Origin of the sequence: Bacillus sp. SD088, assembly GCF_017355205.1 — a bacterium.
Classification (GTDB): domain Bacteria; phylum Bacillota; class Bacilli; order Bacillales; family Bacillaceae_C; genus Lederbergia.
In genome coordinates this window covers 84,929-109,454 of sequence record NZ_JADIJK010000013.1, presented here as the reverse complement: position 1 = coordinate 109,454, position 24,526 = coordinate 84,929, and the positions used below count along the sequence as shown (strand labels likewise).

Sequence of the window (24,526 nt, the reverse complement as noted above, 5' to 3'; positions counted from 1 at the left end):
CCCTACTCTTACATGTGTAGTATTTATTATATAAAATAAATGCGCAGGCGGTCAAATCAAGCAGCGCATATGTTATGTGCCCATCTTTGAGAAATAGGCATATAATTCTTCTATGAACGCTTGGTTTAGTTGGGTTGCAGAGTTTCCGGAAGTATAATTCTCTACAAGTGAGAGAACTAAAAAATCATACTCGTCTGTATCAAAAGCAAGTAAAAAACTGTTTTCATTCCCTTGTTCACCTTGTTTCAGTTTTAACTCAGCTGTGCCGGTTTTGGCAGCTAAATGATGCTCTGGGTTATACAGACTATGGGCCGTGCCATTTGGATCATGAACTACCTCAACCAAGCTATCTTTTATTTCATTTACTGATTTACTTGTAAGTGCAGCTTTCGTTTTTCTTTCTTTTTTATCTGCTGCTAATAATTGCGGATAAATGATGTTTCCCTCATTCCGAAAAGTAGAGTACATCACAGCCTGCTGAATGGGCGTCATCAATAATTCCCCTTGTCCATATGCCGTATCAGCTAAGAGGATTTCTGAATCAAATGTATCTTGATTCGATATTTGCGCGGGCTTCATAGTAATGGGTAAATCTAATTCTTCCCCAAAGATAAATTGGTCTAAGCCCTTTCTGAAACGTTTTTCTCCTATCTCTAAAGCTTCTTGAGCAAAATAGATGTTATCAGAGTAAATTAAGGCCTGTCTCATATTTACCTTACTTACTTCAGAAACACGGGTCACAGAATAACCTCCCCAGCCTTTATCCTTTTGCCATTTTAAACCACTTATTTCTCTTACCTTATCTATCTGTGTCACATTTGCATCAAGGCCAATGCCTGCTGTGATCGTCTTAAATGTTGACCCGGGTGCATAACCGACTGCAAATCTAGAAAGAAATGGTTTTCTCTCATCATTCGCATATTCATTGTATTCATCCTGCGATATCCCTTGCACCATTTTATTAGGATCAAACGACGGCGAACTAACCAAAGCATAGAGACCACCGTCATCGGGGTTCATCACAACTGTTGCTCCTGGTTTCTCTTTTAAATGCTCATAGGCTTTCTCTTGAATATAGGCATCAATAGTTAATTGAATATTTTCACCATCCATCTTCTCTACCTTTTGAATTTCTTGCTTCTTCTCTCCCTGTTCATCAACGATAAAAAGCTCCCCGCCATCCTTTCCTCGTAATTCCTTATCAAAAGCTCGCTCTAATCCCATTCTTCCAATCATATTCTCTTCAGAGAGATTTGGATTTTTTTCTAAATCCTCTTCTGTGACCTTACCAATATAACCGACTAAATTGGCAGCTGCCTCCTTTAAAGGGTAATAACGAACCTTAGTATCTTGATAGGCAACCCCAGGCAACTGCTTTACTTTATCAGATTCAATGATTTTAAGGGGTACGAATAAATCGTCTTTTATCCAATCTTGTTGAAGTGTTTTATGCAAATCATTCAGTGAAATATTAAATTGTTTACTTATATTTTCAAGACTACTTTCTTTTTCCTTCCCCTGGCCCAAGTCTTTCGGGATGACACCAACCCATTTAAAATCCTCATTAACAGCCAGTTTATTGCCAGCATGGTCATGAATTTCACCACGTTCCGCTGGGGAAACACGAAATGCCACCTTATCCTTCCCCTCCATTTCTGGAAAAATTAGAGAGGGGTCCCATTCTACAAAATAATCATCATCCCTTCTCACAAGCTTTGCCTGATAATGCAACTTATCCATGTTACCTAAAGGAGTGGTGAAACTTAGTTGAAATGAAAGCTTTTGTTCATTTTGATTTATTTCATCTATGTTTACCTTAGTAGCACGGATGTTGTGAATAGGGATGCTATTAAAAATCTTTTCATATTTATCTTTTACTTCGTCTAATGTATACCCTAGTGCTTTGTATGACTGCTGATCTAGTACAGTACTTAAATCTTCATACTCCTTATCCTCTAAAATTTGTAGGAATTGATTTGCTACTTCCTGGGCTTGATCACGCTCACCCGCATTTTTAAGTTGAAAATAACCCAATCCCCCAATCCCTATGAGCAAAAAGAATATTATCATTATATAAGGAAGCATTCGCAGCTTGTTTCTTTTCATTCGACTAGTCATATATTCATCTCTCCTTTAATCAATACTAATTACTACAAACGTAGTAATTAGAGAAAAACTACATGCGTAGTAATGGAGATATTATAGCATGTCATTGAGGAATTATCCAATTAAAAAATATAGTTAATTTGAAAGAGATTTTACCGACGACAAGCTATTATTTCTCTTCCACTATTGACTTACATAGTTTTTTGAGGTAATTTATTACTAATTACATACTTTATACTATTTCTTATCTAGAGAGGTGGAGGGACTGGCCCTACGAAGCCTCGGCAGCGGACTCTTAGAAGTACTGTGCCAATTCCAGTAGTTATTAACTTAAAGATGAGAAGAGGAAGTCTATTATGTTTTTTAAAGCCTCTTTCATTCAAATGAAGAGGTTTTTTATTGGGTAAAAGGGAAAGCTGCCTGCATCTCAAAAAGGCATTTCAAAGGGGGACAACCAATGTACTCGATGGATTTAACAGGAAAAGTAGCCATTGTCACAGGCGGGGCAAATGGAATCGGAAAGGCAATTGCCGATGCGTTTTTGGATTGTGGTGCAAAAGTGGCGGTTGCTGATATGTCCGTGCCAGAAAAGGACGCAAATGATCACCTATATTATGTTCAAACCAATGTATCTAAAAGCGATCAAGTAGAAGCGATGATAAAAAAAGTAACAACTCACTTCGGGAGATTGGATATTCTAGTCAACAATGCAGGAATTTCCACGATGGATTATATGGTGAATATTAAAGAACATGATTGGGATCGGACGATGGATGTGAACACAAAAGGGGTATACTTATGCATGCAAGCGGCCGCCAAAGTTATGAAGGCCCAGGGGGAAGGCGGGAAAATTATTAATATTTCCTCTCAAGCTGGAAAAAATGGCTATCGCTTGATGGGAAGTTACGTAGCCTCAAAGCATGCAGTATTGGGAATCACAAAGGTAGCTGCAATTGAATTGGCACCAGACCAAATTAATGTGAATGCTGTATGTCCAGGGATCGTAGAAACGGATATGAAAAGGACAGAAAGAGTAATTGGTGGAGAACTTCGAGGGCTAGATGGAGAATCGATTCGTTTAGAAGACAACTCTCAAGTACCATTAGGAAGAACAGCATTGCCAAAGGATATTGCCAATGTTGTCGTTTTTTTAGCTTCAGAATACTCGGATTACATGACTGGACAAGGTATCAACGTTACTGGCGGGATGACAATGAACTAATCAAGTTTAAGGGGGGTTATTTATGACGACGAAGACGAAAAAAGGAAGTCTTCTAGCGCTGTTACCATTGCTTGTGTTTGTGTTGCTTTTTATTGGGAATGGAATTATTTCCGGAGACTTTTCAAATATGCCATTAAATGTTGCGATTGTTATTGCCGCAACCGTTGCATTAGCGATGAACAGAAAGGAAACTTTAACAAGAAAATTAGACATCTTTACAAAAGGGGCCGGCCACCCCAATATTATTTTAATGGTTGTAATTTTTATACTAGCAGGTGCATTTGCAGAAACTGCTAAGGGGATGGGGGCAGTTGACTCTACCGTGAATATGGGACTATCCTTCATTCCTAGTAATCTATTAATGGTAGGATTATTTATAGTCGGCTGCTTTATTTCCATTTCAATGGGGACATCCATGGGCACAGTAGCTGCCTTAACACCAATTGGCATGGGTATTGCTGACCAAACAGGAATATCAATGGCTTTAGCTATGGGGACAGTCATTGGCGGAGCCATGTTTGGCGACAATTTATCAATGATCTCGGATACGACGATTGCCGCTGTACGTACGCAAAAAACAAAGATGAACGACAAGTTCAAAACAAACTTTTTTATTATTTTACCTGGAGCAATTGTGACAGCCCTCATTCTTTGGCTTGTAACCATGGGAAATGAGATCCAGACTCTTGGGGAATATCCTTTTAATTTCATAAAAGTTCTCCCTTATATTCTCGTGTTAGTTGCCGCATTAGTAGGAATTAATGTTGTCGTTGTCTTGCTTGGAGGGACGATTTTTGCTGGGGCGATTGGTTTAATTGATGGCTCCTATACTACAACGGGATTGATTAAAACCATTTCTCAAGGAATAATAAATATGGAGGATATTGCTATTGTCGCTGTACTTATTGGTGGTATGATAGGCATTATTCAACATAATGGAGGGATTGACTGGTTACTAAACTTTATCAAGAGTAAACTGAAAACAAAAAAAGGCGCGGAGTTTGGGATTGCTGGATTGGTCAGTGTCACAGATATTGCCACAGCCAATAATACAATTTCGATTATTATGACCGGTCCATTAGCTAAAGATATCGCAGATGAATATAAAATAGACCCGCGAAAATCTGCAAGTCTATTAGATATTTTCGCAGGATGCTGGCAAGGAATTGTTCCCTATGGTGGACAAATGCTTGTTGCTTCAGGACTAGCTGCGATTTCACCTGTTAGTATCATACCATTCTCATTCTATCCGATGGCACTTGGTATCTGTGGTATTTTGGCCATACTCTTTAACTTTCCAAGACATCGTCATACAAACAGCAAGAATAAAGAGTAGCTGGATTGAGGATGAATAGATAAAAGACCAAATTTTAATAAAATATGTTACGATATTAGTAGAAATGATAAATCGTTTAGGAGTGAATTAGATTATGGTTCAAAAAATGAATGTTGAAAGTTTTAATCTTGATCACACAAAAGTAAAGGCACCTTACATTCGCCTAGCAGGAGTCACAGAAGGCGCAAATGGGGATGTTATTCATAAATATGACCTTCGCCTAAAACAACCGAACAAGGCGCATATGGAAATGCCTGCTCTTCATTCACTTGAGCACTTAATGGCAGAATTAATCCGGAATCACCATAATAGTGTAGTCGATTTAAGCCCAATGGGATGCCAAACAGGATTCTATCTAACAGTAATTAATCATGACAATTTTGATGAAATCCTTGATGCTGTTGAACAAACGCTAAACGATGTTCTCGTTGCGACAGAAGTTCCTGCCTGCAATGAGGTGCAATGCGGTTGGGCAGCAAGCCACAGCCTAGAAGGTGCACAAGCACTCGCCCGTGAAATGCTTGCAAAAAAAGATGAATGGCGCGAAGTATTTGGGGAATGAACAAAAGCGCAAGCGCCCGTTTAGCGACGTACAAACTTTTTAGGGTTCTGACGAGATAAAGGAAACACCATGAGCTTGGAAAGCGAATGGATGTTGACTTATCGTAGGAAGAAACCGAAAGTTTGCTAGTCGCTGGGCGCTGGAGCTGGATGTCAAGCCGCAACGTAAACAGTTATCCACAGGCCAAGAATTTTATAATTTCCTTAACAAGAACAAAAGCGCAAGGCGCCCGCCAATTGTCGGCTAAGATCTCCACTGTCCACATGTCTTCGCCGATGAACTCACATTCTGTGGGCTTCTCAGAGCTAGGTACTTGAAGCTGGATGAAAAGGCTTCTTGTTAGGGTTTATCCAAATAGTTTCTAAACCACGAAAAAAGCATGCTATTGGTTATTTAGCATGCTTTTTTCGTTTATCCCGATTTAACTGGCAGTAAGACCCCCATCAAGAATTCGAGGTGAAAACGAAAATTCTAAGTGGGGGACAACTGCCAGTAAATACCCGGTTGGTTCGGGCCTGCAGGACGCAGGTCACAAAGGCGTTGCGACGTACAGGACGTACTAGTGCGGGCGAAACGACAGGATGTCGTGCTTTAAGCCTGCCAACAGGATGTTGCGAATTTAGCCTTTGATCCTTAACATTCAGTGGGGGATGGAAAAAACCCCCACTGAATGAAGTTTCACTTTATTTATTCATTTTCAACCATTTGTAAAAGGACTTCTTCCCTTTTAGCGGAAATATAGCGAACCTGATGTCCATCCATTTCTTTTACAGTGAAGGTAAAATGATCATGTGAAAAGGTATCTCCCATTTTCACATCACTATTCTGTGATAAGATCCATCCTCCGAGCGTATCTACCTCTTCGTCGGATAATGAGATGCCTAATAAATCATTTACTTCATTCACTAAGACTTTCCCACTTAATACATATTGGTTTTCAGAAATTTTGGTAATTTCCTCTTTCTCATCTGCATCAAATTCATCGCGGATATCTCCAACGATTTCCTCGATGATATCTTCAATCGTAACAAGACCTGATGTACCGCCATATTCATCCATTAACACAGCCATATGAATACGTTCTTGCTGCATTTTCAGAAATAACTCCTGTATGGAAATCGTTTCAATAATGAGAATCACTGGTTTAAGAAAAGCAGTCAATTTCATCTCTGAATTGGATTTAGTGTGGCTGATCTGGGCCATTAAAATATCTTTTACATTGATAATTCCTACAATATTGTCTTTATCCCCATCATAAATAGGATAACGTGTCAGCTTCTCTGTTTTTATGATGTCCATCCAGTCTTGGAAACTATTATCGGTCGAAAGAGAAATCATTTCGGTTCTAGGAACCATAATTTCTTTTGCACTTCGGTCATCAAACTTAAAAATATTATTCACGTATAATAGTTCTGATTGATTAATTTCCCCACTTTTATAACTATCTGACAAGATAATTCTTAACTCTTCTTCAGTATGGGAAGTTTCGTGCTCCATCACTGGCTGCATACCAAACGCTTTAATAATAAGCCGGGCAGAACCATTCAGTAACCAAATGAACGGAAACATCAATTTGTAAAACCAGATAATCGGTTTAGCAGCAAGTAAGGTAATATTTTCTGCTCTTTGAATGGCCATTGTTTTTGGTGCAAGCTCCCCTACTACGACATGGAGATACGTAATAAATAAAAATGAAACTGCAACCGAAATAATGGTCGAAAAAGATGAATTAATTTGCAGCTTATCAAGAACTGGATCAAGTAAACTTTTGACGGCTGGCTCACCCAACCAACCAATTCCAAGAGCTGTAACAGTAATTCCTAATTGACAGGCGGATAAGTATTCATCCATGTGAGTAATCACATGCTTGGCAGCTTTCGCCCCTGGCTTCCCTTCTTCTACTAGCTGGTCAATCCGAGAACTTCTAATTTTAACAATCGCAAATTCCGTAGCAACAAAAAAGGCGGTTAAAGCAATTAATAAAGCAATTAAGAGTAAACTGGCAACGTCCAAATGGTTCACCTTTCAGAGAAAGGTGGTCCACCTCCTATTTTTTTAAAATGGTGTTAAGATCTATTATACAATGAAAAAGTAGTGTATGTATATTATTAATTATTGATAAATATGTTCTTTTTTTCCTCAAGCATGTGTAAACTGAATAAAGGACGAGTATTAAGTTAGCTAGAAGCATTTAGGATCAAGGTTTATTAATGAGAGGAGTTACTTATGGATATTCGTGATTGGATTGTCGCACTTATTCTAGGATTTGTAGAAGGCATGACCGAATTTGCTCCTGTTTCCTCAACAGGTCATATGATTATTGTTGATGATATGCTGTTCAAATCGGCCGCATTATTAGGCTCACAGGAAGTAGCCAATACATTTAAAGTCGTCATTCAACTAGGCTCGATAATGGCCGTTGTCATTGTCTTTTGGTCACGCCTTTGGAGTTTGGTCGGGGTTAAGGTTGGCAGGACAAACACCTCCTCCCATGGCTCCCATTTAAGACTCTCTCATGTCATCGTTGGTCTGATTCCCGCCGCCGTGTTAGGGCTGGCCTTTGAAGATGTTATCGACAAATATTTATTTCGGATCGAGACTGTTCTATTGGCCCTCGTTGCCGGAGCGATTCTTATGCTGGTCGCTGACCGGCAATCTAAAAAGGAACGAAATTTCCGCGGGAATTCACTTGATGAAATTACATATCGCCAAGCTTTTCTGATTGGTCTTTTCCAATGTATTTCCTTATGGCCAGGCTTCTCACGCTCAGGCGCCACAATCTCCGGTGGTGTATTAATGGGATTAAAACATCGTGCAGCCGCGGATTTCACTTTTATTATGGCTGTCCCTATCATGTTCGGAGCGAGCGCCGTTTCCCTTTTGAAAAAATGGGATGTGATGACACTCGATGTGTTGCCCTTTTTTATCGTCGGCTTTATTAGTGCCTTTGTCTTTGCTTGGGTCTCAATTCGCTTTTTCCTAGCCCTGATCAGCCGGGTAAAATTACGTCCCTTCGCCATCTACCGGATTCTTCTAGCTATTGTGTTAGCCGTTGTGTATTATTCTGTTGGTTGATTTTCACTACATTTCTGATTCATCCTAGTAGGCCAAGTTAAAAGCTTGGTCTTTTTTCATGTCGCTATTTGGCGGTTATCGTGATCATAATCTCTGTAAAAGTATTTCTCCTCTTGGTATAGTAGTAGGTATAGATCTCGATAAAGGGGTGAAAAGCGTGGATGCAATAAGGTTTTTCCCACTGGGTGAAGACGCCTTAATCATGGAATTTGGAGATTCCATTAATCTGGAAACGAACCAGAAGATTCTCAGTTGGAAGAAGGCAATTGAAGTGGCAGATCTTCCCGGAGTTTTGGATATTGTTCCAGCTTATACGACACTTACTATTTTTTATTATTCAGGGTCTATTTCTTCTTTTCCCTATGAAACATTAAAATCATCCATTCTACAACTTAATCCCATTTTATCGACAGCACAGGAAGTGAAAAAACTCAAAGATATTCCCGTTTGCTATGAAGAGCCCTATGCGCTAGATTTACAATTTGTAGCTAAATCAAACGGGATATCTGAACAAGAAGTGATTCGAATTCATACAAGCAAACATTATCCTGTCTATTTCTTAGGATTTTCACCAGGCTTTCCCTTTCTTGGTGGGATGGACTCGAAAATAGCGGTACCTAGACGAACTACTCCCCGAGCGGAAATCCCTGCCGGCTCTGTTGGCATTGCAGGTGAGCAAACTGGCATCTATCCCTTAACCTCTCCAGGTGGCTGGCAAATTATTGGTAGAACACCTTATCGACTTTTCAATCAAGACCATCATCCGCCTACCCTGCTTCAGCCTGGAGATTCGATTCGCTTTATCGCTATCAGTAATGAAGAATTTCAAGCTTTGGAGGGAAAGACATGTCTCTTTACGTGATCAAGCCAGGTATGCAAACGACGATACAGGATTTCGGTAGACATGGTTGGCAAAGTCTTGGGGTTTCGGTTTGTGGAGCAATGGATCCATGGGCTGCAAGGATAGCGAATATCCTGCTTAACAATCACGAAAATGAAGCTGTTTTAGAAATGACTGTTCATGGACCAACACTTGAAATCCAGGAAGATCTATTTCTCGCTATTTTTGGCGCTAATATGGACGTAACTAGAAATGGAAAGAAGCTGGCACAAGGCAAGCCTGTTTTCGTTCAAAAAGGCGATATTTTAACGTTTGGTTATGCTAAGACTGGAATGAGAACATATCTAGCTGTAAAAGGAGGATTTCCCCTCCAAAAGGTACTACATAGCTATAGTACGGATTTGAAAGCTAAGATAGGGGGATTGAATGGCAGGGCCTTAAAAGAGGGGGATATTCTTCCAAGCAAAAGTGAAGTACCCTCCCTAGCGCCCGATTGGGGATTCCCTTATCATATAAACAACCACTATATCAATAAAAATTGCTCACCTATTCATTTTATAAGAGGGCGACACTATCACTGGTTTAAAAAAGAGTCATTGCAAGTCTTTGAATCTAGCTTTTTTACAATAAAGCCTGATTCAAATCGAATGGGATATCGATTGTCAGGCCCTGCTCTAGAATGGGAAGAGTCTAGAGAGTTAATCACAGAAGCAACAACATTCGGGAGCATACAAATCCCTCCAAGTGGACAGCCGATTATTTTAATGGCTGATCGTCAACCAACAGGTGGCTACCCAAAAATCGGTGAAGTAATACAAAGTGATCTTCCACGGTTAAGCCAAATGCGACCGGGGCAAAAACTTTACTTTCAAGAAATTACCTTACAAGAAGCGTATCAAAAAACACATAAACAACATCAAACTTTAGAAAAAGTAAAAATTGCTTGCCGAATGAAATGGCAGGAGATGTCTTAATTTAGGAGGCTTTCATATGAAGCAGATCGATTTAAACTGTGATATTGGAGAAGGTTTTGGCGCCTATAGAATTGGGTGTGATGAAGACATCATGCCTTATATCTCCTCCGCCAATATAGCCTGTGGCCTACACGCTGGGGATTTCACAACGATGAATCAAACTGTTCAGTTGGCGCTGGAGCATAATGTTGCGATCGGAGCACATCCCGGGCTTCCTGATCTGCAGGGATTTGGCAGAAGAACGATGAAGGTTTCTCCCCAAGAGGTATTTGAGATTGTCCTTTACCAAATCGGTGCTCTTCATGGATTTGTTGTCGCCCATGGTGGGAAACTTCGGCATGTCAAACCTCATGGCGCCCTTTATAATATGGCAGCCATTGATCCAACATTAGCAGAAGCCATTGCAGAAGCGGTCTACCGCTTTCAGCCTGAACTTATTTTATTCGGATTATCTGGAAGCGAGTTAATTAGGGCTGGCGAAAAAATAGGTATACAGACGGCAAGCGAAGTATTTGCGGATCGAACCTATCAAAGAAATGGAACGCTGACACCAAGAAATCAAGCAAACGCACTTATCCACAATGTGGAACAGGCAGTCGATCAAGCAATCCGTATAGTTATGGAACAAAAAGTAGAGACCATTGAAGGTGGCAGTATTTCTGTCCAAGCGGATACGATCTGTCTACATGGGGACAGCCCTTCCGCCCTCCACTTTGCATATGAGTTGAATAAGCGATTCGCTGCAGAGGGCATTAAGATCCTCTAAATCTATGCTCCCGATCGATTTTCGGACATAGCTTCTTATTTTTTCAGCATGAAAAACAAGCTGTTCTTCCTTTCTTAATGCTTGCATAGAATAATTATATGATCTATTTAGGAGTGGGTTTATGATTATTCATGTAGTAAGAAAAGGAGAGACATTGTACACGATTGCTAATCAATATGGAAGTCAAGGTCAACTGATTGCAACGGCAAATGAATTGCCTGATCCAAACAAGCTTTTAATTGGCCAAGCCTTGGTGATTCCGATTGCGGCTATTCACCATACAGTACGCGGAGGAGAAACATTGTGGGGAATTGCACAAAGATACGGCATTCAATTAAATGCCATCCTTCAGGCAAACCCAACGGTAAGCAGTCATCCTTCTTCGCTCAGTATCGGAACCATTCTTGTAATCCCCCCGCGTACTCATGTGGTACAAGCTGGGGAAACCTTATGGCAGATTGCCCAACAATATCAACTAAATATTCAATCACTAATCCAAACCAATCAGATACAAAACCCTAACCAAATTGTTTCAGGGTCTGTTTTGATTATTCCTTTTCCAAAACCAATCATTGATGTTAATGCTTATACAATGAATACCGGAGAAACAGGAGCCCAAGAAGTGCGGGAGGTAGCGCAATATCTCACCTATATTGCCCCTTTTGTGTACTCAATAAAAGAGGATGGAACGCTAACTACGCTAAATGATCAGGCTATAATCCAAGCTGCAGTTGAAAATCAGATCGTCCCGATGATGTGTATTACCAATTTTTCTTCTACAGAAACCGGCACAGAGCTAGCCCATCAAATCCTTTCCAGCTCGCAACTTCAGGACAAATTACTTGATCACATTGTGCAGGTAATGCAAGAGAAAGGATATAAGGGACTGAATGTTGACTTTGAAAATGTACGGCAAAGCGATCGAGAAGCTTATAATCAATTTTTACGAAAGGCAGTCGATCGCCTCCATCCACTTGGATTTTTCGTTTCCACTGCAGTAGCACCGAAAACAAGTTCCGAACAAAAAGGCCTTTTATATGAGGCGCACGATTATGAAGCACAAGGCAGAATTGTCGATTTTATCATTTTAATGACATATGAATGGGGCTATCGTCTTGGACCACCCCAGGCGATTTCCCCTATCAATCAAATGAAGCAGGTCATCGACTATGCGGTCACAGTTATTCCAAGAAATAAAATTTTTATGGGCTTTCAATTATATGCCCGTGATTGGCTCCTCCCTCATAAAGAAGGACAAGAAGCGGAAACATTCGATATGCAAGAGGCGCTTAGACGTGCTTTAACACATCAAGCCGCTATCCAATATGACACCGTGACACAGTCGCCGTTCTTCCGTTATACCGATGAACAGGGCAGAGATCATGAAGTTTGGTTTGAGGATGCCCGCAGCGCTCAAGCAAAATTCGATTTAGTGAAACAATACAATTTACAAGGCATTAGCTATTGGGTACTTGGATACCCGTTTCCACAAAATTGGCTCTTACTGGAGGATAATTTTACGATAAGAAAGCGCTAGAACAGCTTAAAATGGCAGATGGATCTCAGCTCCATCTGCCTCCCCTTTCCCAATCATAATTCCTTAATCGAAATTGGTTCAGTTCATTAAGCTTCTAATAAAGTTTACAATTAAATGACCCAGAAAATACTTCCCTGCTATGATGGTAACCACTACTATAGCACCAATCACTAGTTGTTGTTTTGAAGTAGACAAGAATCCCAACTCCTTTTATTCTTCAAATGATAAATTTGTAGGTTCATCTAAGATATCACTGGTAAAATCAATATTTGTTGTTGGTGTTTTTTTATCAACTTCTTCAAATTTAAATTCATCCACCCACACTTGTCCCTTTCCTGACAGTAGAACTCCGAAAGAGATTAATGAAGTGTTCTGAGGTACATCCAAAACAATATAATAGTGATTCCATTCCGTACTACCTATGATTGGTCTGTCACTCATATTATCAAACTGCAAGACATCACCAATTGTATTATCCACTCTTAACCAAAACCCACAATAACCTTCAATACTCTGAGATTTCAAAAAGCCAGAAAGCTTTATTCTCTTGCCAAGATATTTATTTGCTTTAAATTGTTGCATCATTGTTGCAAACTCATCATTTGATTGTACAGTACTAGATTTTAGGAATCCTGATCCCTTACCTTTATGGAAAATTTTACGATCAATTCCCATTCTATAATTAGCGGGATGACTCCCACTTAATAACCAACCTTTTAAGCGTTGTTCATTTTTCAAAACAGTTTCCTCCCTTTGTAACATTAATTGACCCATAATTTTCCGATACTGTCCCGGCGGTAGCTTATAATGTTTTTTAAAAGATCGACTAAATGATTCTTGTGTCTCAAAATGATAATAAAAGGCAATATCTATGATCTTTTCATCCGCATTAATAAGCATACTTGCCGAATTGGCAATTCTTCGATACCTAACATATTCAGATATTGTTACACCAGTTTCTTTTTGAAAGACACGATGAAAATGATACCTTGAAAAGCCGGCAAACTGCGCAATACTTTCTAAAGATAAGTCTTCATGCAAATTATTTTCTATATACTTAATAGATTTTTGAATGATTGGCTGGTAGCTCATTGCATCAACCTCCCTAAAGATAAGATAACAAATAGTCCATACGTTTTTTTGATATATATTGCTCTAATATCTTTCGCACCACAAAGCTACCTCATAAGACTTTTATAAAAAAATCAAAAAACCCCCTCTCATCAAGTGAGAGGGAGCTTTGCTCTATTCTTTCGTTCCATTGGTATATTGATAATCCTTCGGGTCAATGGGCTCAAAGCCTTCTGGTTGATAAAAACGAAGTAAATCTTTCGTAACAATTCGATCCGAAATCTCTAATTTTTCTTTAGCAATTTGATCATCTGCAAGGCATTGCTCATCTTCGATTTCCTCACCCGTCTCATTATCATAACAAACACCATTTACCTGTGTTACATTATTTGTAACGAAGTCTCCATTACGGAAAGGCACAATTTCCTTGTAATCAGGTGATAGAATATCATTTCCTAAATGCAAGTAATTGCGAGTATCAACTCCTAACAAATGAAGAAGCGTTGGCTGAACATCAACCTCTCCACTATATTTATCGACAACTCCACCCTTCACGCCAGGAGCATGAATAAACAGAGGCACCCTTTGTAATTGGGCATTTTTAAATGGTGTGATTTCTTCGCCTGTTACTTTTTCCATCGCATTATTATGATTTTCCGAAATACCATAATGGTCACCATACATCACAATAATCGTATTATCATACAAGCCTGCTTCTTTTAAACGATCAAAGAATTCTTCCAGGGCTTGGTCCATATAATTGGCTGCTTGAAAATACTGATTAACCACTTTATCGCCAAAATCCCCTGCTGGAAAGTCTGTGTCCCCTTCATCCATCGCAAATGGGAAATGGTTCGAAAGCAATATAAACTTCGAATAAAATGGTTGTGGTAAGGATTCTAATAACGGCATCGATTCCTCTAAGAATGGCTTATCCTTCAGACCATAGTTTTTCACATTTTCTGGTGTCATATTATAATACGTAGCATCGAAAAAGTGATCGTATCCAAATGTTTTATAAACTTCATTTCGATTCCAGAAAGTTTTATAGTTTCCATGGAATGCAGCCGAAGTATAACCTTTTGATTTTAAAATGGCAGGTGCTGCATGATACGTGTTCTGCGCTCTATTAATAAAGACTGATCCTTGTGATAGCGGGAATAAGGAAGTTTCCATCATAAACTCAGCATCCGATGTTTTTCCTTGTCCTGTTTGATGAAAGAAATTATCAAAATAGAACGTTTCCCCGTCATGAGCTAATGAATTCAAAAATGGTGTAACTTCTTGACCATCCAATTCATAATCAATTATGAATGTTTGCAACGATTCTAGGGATATATACATGACGTTCATCCCTTCCGCCTGTCCAAAATAGTCTTCATTAGGCTTCGCAAAATTGGCCTTTAAGTTATTTTCGATTTCTGTAACATCATCACTACTAGCAAGAGTCCGTTGCATCGAAGATCGCGCTGTTTGGATTCCATCATAAATAGTGAAATTATAGGTTCCCAAATATTTCACAAGATAATTCCGGTCAAACGACCGAGTCAGTAACTCAGGACGATCATCCTCTGCTAAAGACAAATTAAACATGAAAATTCCCACTGCTACTAGCATCGGAATGATTGCCAGTTTTCTTGTGGATACAGCTTTTAATTGAAAGACTTTAAATCCTAACAATAAAGCCAAAATAATTGTATCTGCAAAATACAGGATATCAAGCGGCGTCATTAATGATAAGGCACTCTCAGTTTGTCCCCCGTTTACCTTCAACTGTAAGATCGTTGGCCATGTAATAAAGTCATCAAAGAAACGATAATAGACCACATTCGCGTACAGCCAAAACGATAAGACAAATTGAATCGCAATGATGGCCTTTCCCCAGTGTTTCTTAGATAATAAAGCAACTCCGGTAAATAAAAAAGCAGAACTAAGTGGATTGATAAATAATAAAAACTTTTGAACTGAATTATCAATTCCTAAATTAAATTCCATTCTATACGTCACATATGTTTTTATCCAAAATAGAACAATCGCAATTAGAAAAAATTGTACACTTTTACTATGAATGTTGAATGAGAACTTTTTAAGCCGATTCAACTTAAACGCTCCTCTCTTACAAACTACTAATCATATAGGTTACGTGGTTTGTTGTTTGCAGTTAAACGCCAAAATTTATCTATCTTTCTATCTAAAAAAAGTGACTACGATATTATAACTCTTTTTATAGAAATGTCCAGCCTTCTATTCCTATTCCCATCAAGCTATATATGTCAAAAATGCATCATACCTGCTTTTGTGGACATACCCTAAATATTTTTCAGCACAAAATGACAATTGATTTTCATTTTTTCCTTATTTACTCTTCAATCTTGATGCACGTCAAGGAACTTCCCTCTTATTCCGTTTAAGATTAGAGTACAAACAATAAAGGAGGCGGTCGACATGACCACTGTCAAATTCCAGTTGGAAACTCTCTCATGTCCATCCTGTGTCAAAAAAATTGAAACAGCTTTAAACAAGCAAGCGGGGGTGATAGAAGTAAAGGTTCTTTTCCATTCTAGTAAAGTCAAAGCAATATTTGACGAAACGATCACAACGGCCAAGCATCTTGAAGAAACGATAAAGAGACTTGGCTACCCTGTTTTAACAACAAAAATATGACAAGTTGGATGCTTGCTCACAGAATAGGCAAAAGGAGTGATTTCATTGACAGGCAAAATAAAGGCGCGGATAACTGGTATTACAGGTTTATTTCTTTTGTTTGCATTTATTTCCCATCTACTTGGTCTTTCTCAACTTCAAAACATACTTTTAATTACCTGCACCTTTATAGCTGGCATTCCGATTAGCATAAAGGCGGTTCAATCACTAAGAATGAAGGCATTTAGCATTGAGCTACTCGTATCCATTGCCGTTATTGGCGCTCTTTTCATTGGCGAATATGTGGAATCAGCTGTAGTTGCTTTCTTATTTTTATTTGGTGCCTATCTTGAAGCAAAAACTTTGGAGAGAACAAGAGGCTCTTTGAAAAGCTTAATGGATCTATCCCCCCAAGTCGCAACTGTCTTACGTCACAATCAACAAATAGTTCTTCCCGTTGAAGAACTGAAAGTAGGAGATCGTGTTTTTATCCAATCCGGTGAGAAAGTAGCGGTCGATGGCTTTGTAGTTTCCGGTACAGCTTTCATCAACGAGTCCGCTATTACAGGAGAATCCGTTCCAGTTCACAAACAAGTTCAGGATAGGGTTTTTAGTGGTACGATCTTGGACCATGGCTATATAGAAGTAATCGCGGAGAAGATAGGAGATGATACAACCTTTTCTAAAATAATCGAACTTGTGGAAGAAGCCCAAGAATCTCAAACGAAAACAGAAAAGTTTCTCGAAAAATTTGCCAATATTTATACCCCTGCTATCGTGCTATTATCCATTCTTGTTTTGATCTTCACCCGAAACATCGAGTTCACTTTAACTTTTCTTGTTATTGCCTGTCCAGGAGCTCTTGTGATATCAGCACCTGTTTCAATTGTGGCTGGTATCGGCAATGGAGCAAAACATGGTGTCTTGTTGAAGGGCGGGGAAACGGTAGAGAAATTGGCAAAAGTAAATACCCTTGTGTTTGATAAGACCGGAACTTTAACGAAGGGAAAGCCAACAGTAACGGCTATAAAAACTTTCACGATGAATGAGGATAAACTTTTACAGATGGTAGCAGAAGTTGAAATCATTTCTGAGCACCATCTCGGGCAAACCATTGTTCAAGAAGCAAAACAAAGAAAGCTTCCTCTGTCCAATAAACCTGACCAAGCTACAATTATAAAAGGGCATGGGATTCAGGCTTTCATCTCTGGCCAACAAATTGTCATTGGAAATCGCCGTTTAATGAAAGAAAATGGAATTTTAATCCCCAAGCATATGGAGGCCTATACATCTAAAATGGAAATGCAAGGAAACACAGCAGTTCTTGTAGCAGTTGCTGGCCAAATAGCAGGCATTATATCGATTGCAGATCAAATTCGAGATGATGCCAAAGAGACGATTGAACAGCTTAAAAGAGCGGGCATCGAACAAGTCTATATGCTCACAGGTGATAACCGCCATACTGCGGAACGCGTAGCTGCTGAACTCAAGATCGATTATGTATGGGCAGAACTACTTCCTGAAGAAAAGGTCGCCAAAATTATTGAATTACAAAAAACAGGTTTACACGTTGCCATGGTCGGGGACGGGATTAATGATGCACCTGCCATTGCTAAGGCCGATATAGGACTTGCGATGGCAGATGCTGGGACAGATGTCTCAATGGAGACGGCAGATATCGTGCTAATGGCCAATCGACTATATCCATTTGTCCATGCCTATTCTTTAGCAAAAGCAACTGTTCGCAATATGAAGCAAAATACCTTTCTCGCTGTTAGTACTGTTTTATTCCTGCTTATTGGCGTTCTATTTCAAAGAGTATATTTAGCTTCTGGTATGCTGATTCACGAATTAAGTGTCCTAATCGTCATTCTGAACGCGATTCGATTAACAGGTTATAATAAAAATAGGCGCCATACGATTATTTCTAACAAGGAGCAGATGCAAATTGAAAGATTATGAACATTACCCGAAGGAGATGCAGCAACTCTGCGTCTCCCTTGTTCCCATTTTTAACCATTTAAAGTCGGATGAAATGCTTGAAATTGCCAAAACAACTACACATGCCCAATACAATCGAAATGAAATCATTTATAGTCCAAGTAACCACCCCGCCCATTTATATATTGTTCATCAAGGGCGTGTGAAAATTTACCTTCTATCTGATTCTGGGAAAGAACAACTCATTCGCATTTTGGAGCCAGGTGATGTTATGGGCGAACTCTCCTTATTTAAAGAATCTGTTTTTGACCATTTTGCTGTCGCTATGGAAAAAACCGAAATATGTATTATGAAGCGAACAGATTTACAGGCCTTTTTATTGAAGTATCCCGCCATCTCTTTAAAGCTCCTTGAAGAATTTAGCCATCGCTTAGAAAACATAGAGAAACTTCTAAGCCTGCTTACATCTGAAGATACAGAAAAACGAATCGCCACCTATTTACTAGAACTAGTTGAAGGACAAGAAGAGAGCACCATCACCCTCCCGATGGCTAAAAAGGATCTTGCCTCTTATCTTGGCACAACCCCAGAAACCGTCAGTAGAAAACTAGCTGAGTTTCAAGGGCGAGGTTGGATTGAACAAACAGGACAAAGGAAAATCCATATTCACAGCACACAGGCGTTAGAGGAGATTTAGGTGAACTGCCAAAAAAGACCACGATAATTGGAAACATGGAAGTTTGATTCCAGAAAATGACCTAAAGTATGCATTGTTCGCCGTTAGAGCTTAGCATTTTAATTATGTCCCAGCCTCTTGCCCACACTAATCGTTGGATGTTTTAGTCATTTGCCTCTATATCTCCTTTTTCCAATTTATTGTTTAAAGATACGGCTATTCTATCCAACCTATTTCCACTTGGGTATAGATACCCCGAATTAACTGGCAGTAAGACCCCTACTTCAAGAATTCGAGGGGACAACTGCCAGTAAATACCCGATTGGTCCAGGCCTGCAGGACGCAGGTCACAAAGGGAGTAGCGACGTATAGGATGTACTAGTGCAGACGAAGTGACAGGACGTCGCGTTTGAGTCTGCCAACAGGATGTTACGAATTTAGCCTTTGATCCTTACTATTCAGTGGGGGATGAAAAAACCCCACTGAATGAAGTTTCACTTTATATTTAAAAGCATTTTGGTTTTATGTATGAGATCTATTATTATGTATTTATTTATACGTTATTCTTCCTTTCAGATCTCCGCATAGATTATCCAGTTTTGCCAAAACTACCTTAGAGAAAACGAAAGAAACGAGGTGGTTCCAGCAATGCCGAGAAAACCAATTTCACCTTCCCCCGTTACAAAAGACTGGCTTATTCAAACATTTAAAAATTCCTTTGACTTTACGCATAAATCATTAAAAATTGAACAAAAGGAAATTGATTTACTGTTTATCAAAACAGTGACAGATAATGATCGTCTACAACAGATTGTTATCAAGCCTTTTTTCGAGTTGGCTTCTATGGAACAAATAGAAGCTTATTTAACCTCACTTCCCAACCAGCAAACCATTGACTCAAAAGAACAAATCGAACTTGAATTAACAAAAGGAAGTGTCGTTATTTTCCTTAACGAGCACATTTTACTTTTCGACTTTAAGACCGTACGTACAGATACCGTGCTTGAAAGCAATATCGAACCGACCATTATGGGGCCACAGCTCGCCCTAAGTGAAGACATCGATACCAATCTGAATTTGATTCGCCAGCGCTATCATCAACCCTCTTTAGTCATCGAAATGCATGAAGTTGGAAAGAAGTCACATCAATCATTAGCAGTTATTTATGATAAAGACTTAGTCAAACCTGAGACTCTAAAACTGATTAAACAAGGCTTAAAAAAATTAAACAGCGATGTCATATTGTCCAGTGCTGAACTGGTTCGCTTTCTAAATGTGAAAAAACGTTCCCTTCTCCCGACCATGCTTCAGACCGAGCGGACAGATCGTATTACCTACAATCTATCTGGTGGGAAGATCATTCTTCTACTTGATGGGGATTCATTAGTTATCCTTGCGCCAGCTGTTTTTTTCGATTTTATGACCTCTATGGAAGATAATTATCATCCTTATTGGGTAACCAAGTTTGCGGAGATCCTTCGCTATATTGGCCTTATTACTTGTATCATCTTTCCTGGATTGTATGTGGCTATTGCTTCGTATAACCCAGAGGTGTTTCGGGCGGAACTAGCCTTATCCGTCGCTGGCTCGCGGATAGGTGTGCCTTACCCCTCTTATGTAGAAGTCCTGTTTATGTTAGTCGTTATGGAATTACTAACAGAAGCCAGTATTCGTTTACCAAAGGCTGTTAGTGCCACTGCGACAACCGTTGGTGGATTAATTTTAGGAACAGCCGCCACGGATGCTGCACTTACCTCTAATATTATGATTATTATTGTCTCGGCTGTGGCGATTTCAACCTTTGTTATCCCGATCAATGAAATGAGCTTTTCGATTCGGGTTTCTAAATACATTATTTTATTATTTGCGACCTTTGGAGGAATGGCCGGTTTAATGCTTAGTTTTATAGGATTTATTATGCTTCTATCGAATAAACGTAGTTTTGGGGAGCCTTATTTTAAAATGTTTATTCAAGCGAAAGAAAAGGAAACAAGCGGGAAAACATCATGAATCGATATTATTATTATCTTATCTTCGTTAACTTGGTGGCCAATATGATTTCAACTGTCCCTAGGATCTTTTTCATTCATAAGACAAGCGGCACTCTTAGTTCTCTACTGCTTGCCATTCCAGTAGGTTTGGTTTCTGTATATCTGTTTATTGGCTTTTTTAATTTTTTTCAAGGAAAGGACCTCTCCGAGTTATTAAAGAAGTATTTCTCTAAGTGGTTCTATCTTCCCGTCTTAAGCCTTTTAGCCATAAATTGGTTTGCAGCCGGATTGATCACATTAATCAATTTTACATTTATGATCAAACGTTTTTTAACACCCGATATGTCGCTTCTATTCATTGCATCGCTTTTTTTGATTTTTATTTCTTATGGTGTATTAATGAAAACAAAGAGCGTTTTATATACGATTGAAACGGTGCTTATTTTCTCTATTCCCTTAATAACCTTTATATTTATCAAAGCATACAGTAGCCCAAATTTCATATGGGACTTTGTAAAAGTTGCGGTAATGTATAGTAATCACTGGCCTAGCTATAGTAGCTTTTCCGCAGCCTTGTATTGCTTCCTAGGCATTGCCAATCTTATTGTGTTTAATCGTGCCTTTCCGAAAATAAAATTCCAACTTTCATGGAAGTCGATGCTATTCATCGGAATTGTAGGAGGTATTATCGTTATATCTAGTTATATCCTTCCGATTGGACTTAATGGCTTTGAAAAAATTGAAAATCTTGTCTATCCTGCGATCACAACGAGCGATACACTTCGCATGAAATTTGGTGTGATTGAAAGAGTGCTTTTTCTATTTTTTATGTTTTTCCTAGCTCTAACTTTTATTAGCCTTCTCATTCACTGGCATGTAGCCGTAGAATTATGTAAGAACATTCTTTGGCTAGAAAATTTTAAATGGAAGAAAACGAACCTAACACCTTTTATTATTATTGGGATCTTTTGGGCCGTCACCTTGTTTTTAACATTCTATTTAAATGAATACACATTATTAGTCTACACAAATTACTTTTTCAATTGTCTTCCCCCTTTTTTCTTACTCACGTTTATTCTTTTTTGGTTCATTCGAAGGAGGGCAAAGGCAGCATGAAAAGACTTCTAAAAAAGTATATGGTGATGATTCTGTCGATGCTATTTTTTACTTCACTCCTTTCGAGCTGTGCCTTTAAGGATATTGATAAAAGAATTTTTGTACAAGGCATTGCGATTGATTACACAGGGAAAGAAGATAAACCATATAAGATCACTTTGAAATTAGCTATTCCTACTGGCTCTCTCAAAGAAGCGGAAGGCAATAAATATGGCTATCTGTCTAGGGAAGATTCTAGCTTAGCGGGAGCCATCCGTTTTCTGAAAACGTACGCTGATAAAGAGCCTGATTTCGGTCATGGGAAAATTATTTTATTAGGAGAAGAGTTATTAGACCACAATATCGAGGATGTAATGGATTTTTTTTATAGGAGAAGAGATATTCAAATGATTTCCTGGGTAGCTGTTGGGAATCCAACCGCTGAGGATGTGTTAAAAACAGAGCCTGTCTCCGAAATGGCAGCATCCAATCTTTTGACAAATCTTTTTTCAAAAAATGGCGTGGAAAGTGCTTATACGGTCTCCACCTTTCTATTTGAAATGAAAAGGGAATTTTCCGAACCGGGAATTGATCCAATCTTACCCGTGATTCAGACCAACAAAGAAAAGTCAAAAGTAAAGGTAAATAAGTCAGTTGTACTGAAAAACAATCATAACGATTTACATCTTTCAAGCAAATACACACAATCCTTTAATGTACTTACAAATAGAATTAATAAATATGATCTTCGGGTAAAAGAAGAGGATGTTCACTTTCTTGTAGCAATTGATTCAATTAAGGTAAAATACAAAATTGATACATCCAAGGAAATACCTGTCATCAAGATGAATGTCAAACTTACAGGAATTGTTGAAGAATCTTTTGAAGAAATATCAGCTTCAAAGTTAGATCATTACGGTGATCTTGCAAGCAAAGCAGCTAAAAAAAATATCGTCAGCTTTTTAAAGCTTCTCCAAGAAGAAGATGCTGATCCATTAGGATTTGGCCTGCGTTATCGTGCTACAAGGCTCCATAATCGTGATACGTACGAAGAATGGAAAGAGCTATATCCAAAGGTAAAATTTGATGTTCGAGTGAAAACAGCTGTCAAGAGTACGGGGACGATTGAATAAGAAAGTGCACTTTGCATACCATCGTCCTCCTGACCGCTTATTGCAGGCTCACAATGCATATATGTGCATTCGATTGGCCAAAATCAAAAAGCTGGCAAGGAACTGCACAAGCCTTGCAAGCTTTGTTTCAATTCTATTTCTAATCTGTTGATAATTCTCCACCTTTTTCACCCAAAAGCATGGCGGTCACAGCAAAGCCAAGTCCTGCTAACACAATTAACAGGATAAAAACTTGATGCAAGCTTGCTTCTAACTCGGCACCCTGCAATTGATCACTTAACCAAAGTCCAGAGACGGCAATCCCGATGGTTTGTCCTAAAGTACGGAATAAATTATTAGAGCCCATCGCGGCACCACGCATACTCCACCCTACAGATGATTGAACCACAACAGTAAACAAGGTGGTTGATAAACCAAAGCCAAGTCCTAAAATGGCGGTTATAAGCATCATCCATACTAGACTTGTACCAGTTTGCAATAAGCTCATCCCAATGCATCCTATGATGACAAACACCATTCCAATCAAGGCAATCCGGCCAACCTCCATTTTCTTCACCCATTTCCCGACGAGCATCGCCCCTAAAGGCCAAGTTAATGATTGCGGCAACATCGCTATTCCGGATAAAGTAGCATTAAGGCCTGTTACCCCTTGAACCCATAATGGAATATAAAAGGTAACCGCAATTAAAATAAAACCGATTAAAAAGCTGGCTCCATTCGAGACAACGATCAAGCGAATTTTAAATAAAGACAGTGGCAGCATTGGTTCTTTCCCTTTAGATTCAATCCAGATAAAGAGAAGAAGACTAATCAAAGCAATCGCAAACATCATCGTGATGCTTCCAGTCAATTGCCGCTCCTCTTTCCATAAATTCAATGCATATAAAAATGAAGTCATACAGACTGCAAAGGTCAAAATACCTGCATAATCGATCGTGCGTTTTTTCTTTTCTATTTGTTCATGTAATGAGGTTCCAATCAAAATTAACGCAATAATCCCAAAGGGGAGGTTCATAAAGAAGATCCAATGCCATGAAATAGAATCTACAATAAAGCCGCCCACTAAAGGCCCTAGAATTCCGGATATTCCCCACACACTGCTAATCAATCCTTGAATTTTCGCCCGCATTTCATAAGCAAAGACATCACCAATAATCGTCATGGGAATCGTTGTCAATGCCCCTGCGCCCAGTCCTTGAATGACTCGATAAACAACAAGCTGTTGCATTGACTGAGATAGTCCTGAAAGCACTGAACCCAACAAAAAGATAAGCACTCCAAGAGCAAACATTCGCTTTCTGCCGTATAAATCCGCCATTTTACCAAAAATCGGTGTACTAATGACCGTCGCCAGTAAATAAACCGATATCACCCACGTATATAAATGACTGCCACCTAAATCCCCAACAATTTTAGGCATAGCTGTACTTACGATCGTTCCTTCAATCGCAGTTAAAAAAGTTGCAATTAATAAACCGGCCACAACGTACTTTTGTTTTGTTTCCTTTTTCACGATTCTCTCCCTACCATTCTATGAAAATTGCAAGACGCCACGAA

Annotated in this window: 19 protein-coding genes and 1 riboswitch; of the genes, 14 read left to right on the top strand and 5 right to left on the bottom strand. The window is 39.1% G+C overall.

Annotated elements, in window-relative coordinates:
- Positions 1-72 precede the first annotated feature (72 nt).
- Complete coding sequence (gene pbp4, locus IPU53_RS13015; RefSeq protein ID WP_207451322.1) at positions 73-2,118, bottom strand: penicillin-binding protein PBP4(5); 2,046 nt, start codon at positions 2,116-2,118, stop codon at positions 73-75.
- Between the two features lie 229 nt (positions 2,119-2,347).
- Positions 2,348-2,449: riboswitch (SAM riboswitch) on the top strand.
- A 114-nt stretch (positions 2,450-2,563) separates the two neighbouring features.
- Between pbp4 and IPU53_RS13010 the strand changes: the two genes are divergently transcribed.
- From IPU53_RS13010 to IPU53_RS13000, 3 genes are all read left to right on the top strand, one after another.
- Positions 2,564-3,328, top strand: a complete 765-nt coding sequence (locus IPU53_RS13010; RefSeq protein ID WP_207451321.1) for an SDR family NAD(P)-dependent oxidoreductase — start codon at positions 2,564-2,566, stop codon at positions 3,326-3,328.
- A 22-nt stretch (positions 3,329-3,350) separates the two neighbouring features.
- Positions 3,351-4,664: a Na+/H+ antiporter NhaC family protein gene (locus tag IPU53_RS13005; protein ID WP_207451320.1), complete on the top strand. Its 1,314-nt coding sequence runs from the start codon at positions 3,351-3,353 to the stop codon at positions 4,662-4,664.
- Between the two features lie 94 nt (positions 4,665-4,758).
- On the top strand, positions 4,759-5,226 hold the full coding sequence (locus IPU53_RS13000) for an S-ribosylhomocysteine lyase (RefSeq protein ID WP_207451319.1): 468 nt from the start codon (positions 4,759-4,761) through the stop codon (positions 5,224-5,226).
- Positions 5,227-5,913: 687 nt separating this feature from the next.
- Here the strand turns inward: IPU53_RS13000 and IPU53_RS12995 are convergent.
- Positions 5,914-7,239 (bottom strand): hemolysin family protein, encoded by a 1,326-nt coding sequence (locus IPU53_RS12995; RefSeq protein WP_207451318.1) that lies wholly within the window; start codon positions 7,237-7,239, stop codon positions 5,914-5,916.
- 213 nt (positions 7,240-7,452) lie between these two features.
- Here IPU53_RS12995 and IPU53_RS12990 point away from each other — a divergent pair, with 213 nt between their 5' ends.
- The 5 genes from IPU53_RS12990 (at position 7,453) to IPU53_RS12970 (ending at position 12,419) form a co-directional block, all read left to right on the top strand.
- On the top strand, positions 7,453-8,301 hold the full coding sequence (locus tag IPU53_RS12990) for an undecaprenyl-diphosphate phosphatase (protein ID WP_242698272.1): 849 nt from the start codon (positions 7,453-7,455) through the stop codon (positions 8,299-8,301).
- A gap of 157 nt (positions 8,302-8,458) precedes the next feature.
- A complete protein-coding gene (pxpB, locus tag IPU53_RS12985; protein WP_313886486.1) occupies positions 8,459-9,163 on the top strand; it encodes a 5-oxoprolinase subunit PxpB in 705 nt (234 codons plus the stop codon).
- The gene (locus tag IPU53_RS12980; protein WP_207451314.1) at positions 9,148-10,116 is read left to right on the top strand and encodes a biotin-dependent carboxyltransferase family protein; all 969 of its coding nucleotides are present in this window, start codon (positions 9,148-9,150) and stop codon (positions 10,114-10,116) included. Before pxpB ends, IPU53_RS12980 begins: the two co-directional genes overlap by 16 nt.
- A gap of 16 nt (positions 10,117-10,132) precedes the next feature.
- Positions 10,133-10,882, top strand: a complete 750-nt coding sequence (locus IPU53_RS12975) for a 5-oxoprolinase subunit PxpA (RefSeq protein WP_207451312.1) — start codon at positions 10,133-10,135, stop codon at positions 10,880-10,882.
- Between the two features lie 121 nt (positions 10,883-11,003).
- The gene (locus IPU53_RS12970; RefSeq protein ID WP_207451310.1) at positions 11,004-12,419 is read left to right on the top strand and encodes a LysM peptidoglycan-binding domain-containing protein; all 1,416 of its coding nucleotides are present in this window, start codon (positions 11,004-11,006) and stop codon (positions 12,417-12,419) included.
- Positions 12,420-12,629: 210 nt separating this feature from the next.
- On the opposite strand, the gene IPU53_RS12965 is transcribed toward IPU53_RS12970, so the two are convergent.
- Both IPU53_RS12965 and IPU53_RS12960 read right to left on the bottom strand, forming a co-directional pair.
- On the bottom strand, positions 12,630-13,511 hold the full coding sequence (locus IPU53_RS12965) for a helix-turn-helix transcriptional regulator (protein WP_207451308.1): 882 nt from the start codon (positions 13,509-13,511) through the stop codon (positions 12,630-12,632).
- Between the two features lie 153 nt (positions 13,512-13,664).
- Positions 13,665-15,590 carry an LTA synthase family protein gene (locus tag IPU53_RS12960; protein ID WP_242698271.1) on the bottom strand — a complete coding sequence of 642 codons (1,926 nt, stop codon included), beginning with the start codon at positions 15,588-15,590 and terminating at the stop codon, positions 13,665-13,667.
- Between the two features lie 345 nt (positions 15,591-15,935).
- Here IPU53_RS12960 and IPU53_RS12955 point away from each other — a divergent pair, with 345 nt between their 5' ends.
- The 6 genes from IPU53_RS12955 to IPU53_RS12930 all read left to right on the top strand — a co-directional run bounded on the left by IPU53_RS12955 (position 15,936) and on the right by IPU53_RS12930 (position 22,969).
- Complete coding sequence (locus IPU53_RS12955) at positions 15,936-16,154, top strand: heavy-metal-associated domain-containing protein (RefSeq protein WP_207451307.1); 219 nt, start codon at positions 15,936-15,938, stop codon at positions 16,152-16,154.
- Between the two features lie 36 nt (positions 16,155-16,190).
- On the top strand, positions 16,191-18,095 hold the full coding sequence (locus IPU53_RS12950; protein ID WP_396019950.1) for a heavy metal translocating P-type ATPase: 1,905 nt from the start codon (positions 16,191-16,193) through the stop codon (positions 18,093-18,095).
- Entirely contained in the window at positions 18,082-18,771 is a 690-nt protein-coding gene (locus IPU53_RS12945; RefSeq protein WP_242698270.1) for a Crp/Fnr family transcriptional regulator, read from the top strand. Before IPU53_RS12950 ends, IPU53_RS12945 begins: the two co-directional genes overlap by 14 nt.
- 627 nt (positions 18,772-19,398) lie before the next feature.
- Positions 19,399-20,760 (top strand): spore germination protein, encoded by a 1,362-nt coding sequence (locus IPU53_RS12940; protein WP_207451302.1) that lies wholly within the window; start codon positions 19,399-19,401, stop codon positions 20,758-20,760.
- Complete coding sequence (locus IPU53_RS12935; protein WP_207451300.1) at positions 20,757-21,857, top strand: GerAB/ArcD/ProY family transporter; 1,101 nt, start codon at positions 20,757-20,759, stop codon at positions 21,855-21,857. Before IPU53_RS12940 ends, IPU53_RS12935 begins: the two co-directional genes overlap by 4 nt.
- Positions 21,854-22,969, top strand: a complete 1,116-nt coding sequence (locus IPU53_RS12930; RefSeq protein WP_207451298.1) for a Ger(x)C family spore germination protein — start codon at positions 21,854-21,856, stop codon at positions 22,967-22,969. The genes IPU53_RS12935 and IPU53_RS12930 overlap by 4 nt, the downstream gene beginning before the upstream one ends.
- 139 nt (positions 22,970-23,108) lie before the next feature.
- Here the strand turns inward: IPU53_RS12930 and IPU53_RS12925 are convergent, their stop codons facing one another.
- Entirely contained in the window at positions 23,109-24,482 is a 1,374-nt protein-coding gene (locus IPU53_RS12925; RefSeq protein ID WP_207451296.1) for an MDR family MFS transporter, read from the bottom strand.
- Positions 24,483-24,526 lie beyond the last annotated feature (44 nt).

Bases quoted from the DNA above. Each gene is read 5' to 3' on its own strand.
- IPU53_RS12935 (WP_207451300.1), top strand. From the start codon at position 20,757: ATGAATCGATATTATTATTATCTTATCTTCGTTAACTTGGTGGCCAAT.
- IPU53_RS12990 (WP_242698272.1), top strand. From the start codon at position 7,453: ATGGATATTCGTGATTGGATTGTCGCACTTATTCTAGGATTTGTAGAA.
- IPU53_RS12955 (WP_207451307.1), top strand. From the start codon at position 15,936: ATGACCACTGTCAAATTCCAGTTGGAAACTCTCTCATGTCCATCCTGT.
- IPU53_RS13005 (WP_207451320.1), top strand. From the start codon at position 3,351: ATGACGACGAAGACGAAAAAAGGAAGTCTTCTAGCGCTGTTACCATTG.
- IPU53_RS12975 (WP_207451312.1), top strand. From the start codon at position 10,133: ATGAAGCAGATCGATTTAAACTGTGATATTGGAGAAGGTTTTGGCGCC.
- IPU53_RS12970 (WP_207451310.1), top strand. From the start codon at position 11,004: ATGATTATTCATGTAGTAAGAAAAGGAGAGACATTGTACACGATTGCT.
- IPU53_RS12980 (WP_207451314.1), top strand. From the start codon at position 9,148: ATGTCTCTTTACGTGATCAAGCCAGGTATGCAAACGACGATACAGGAT.
- IPU53_RS12940 (WP_207451302.1), top strand. From the start codon at position 19,399: ATGCCGAGAAAACCAATTTCACCTTCCCCCGTTACAAAAGACTGGCTT.
- IPU53_RS13010 (WP_207451321.1), top strand. From the start codon at position 2,564: ATGTACTCGATGGATTTAACAGGAAAAGTAGCCATTGTCACAGGCGGG.
- IPU53_RS12930 (WP_207451298.1), top strand. From the start codon at position 21,854: ATGAAAAGACTTCTAAAAAAGTATATGGTGATGATTCTGTCGATGCTA.
- IPU53_RS13000 (WP_207451319.1), top strand. From the start codon at position 4,759: ATGGTTCAAAAAATGAATGTTGAAAGTTTTAATCTTGATCACACAAAA.
- IPU53_RS12965 (WP_207451308.1), bottom strand. From the start codon at position 13,511: ATGAGCTACCAGCCAATCATTCAAAAATCTATTAAGTATATAGAAAAT.
- pbp4 (WP_207451322.1), bottom strand. From the start codon at position 2,118: ATGACTAGTCGAATGAAAAGAAACAAGCTGCGAATGCTTCCTTATATA.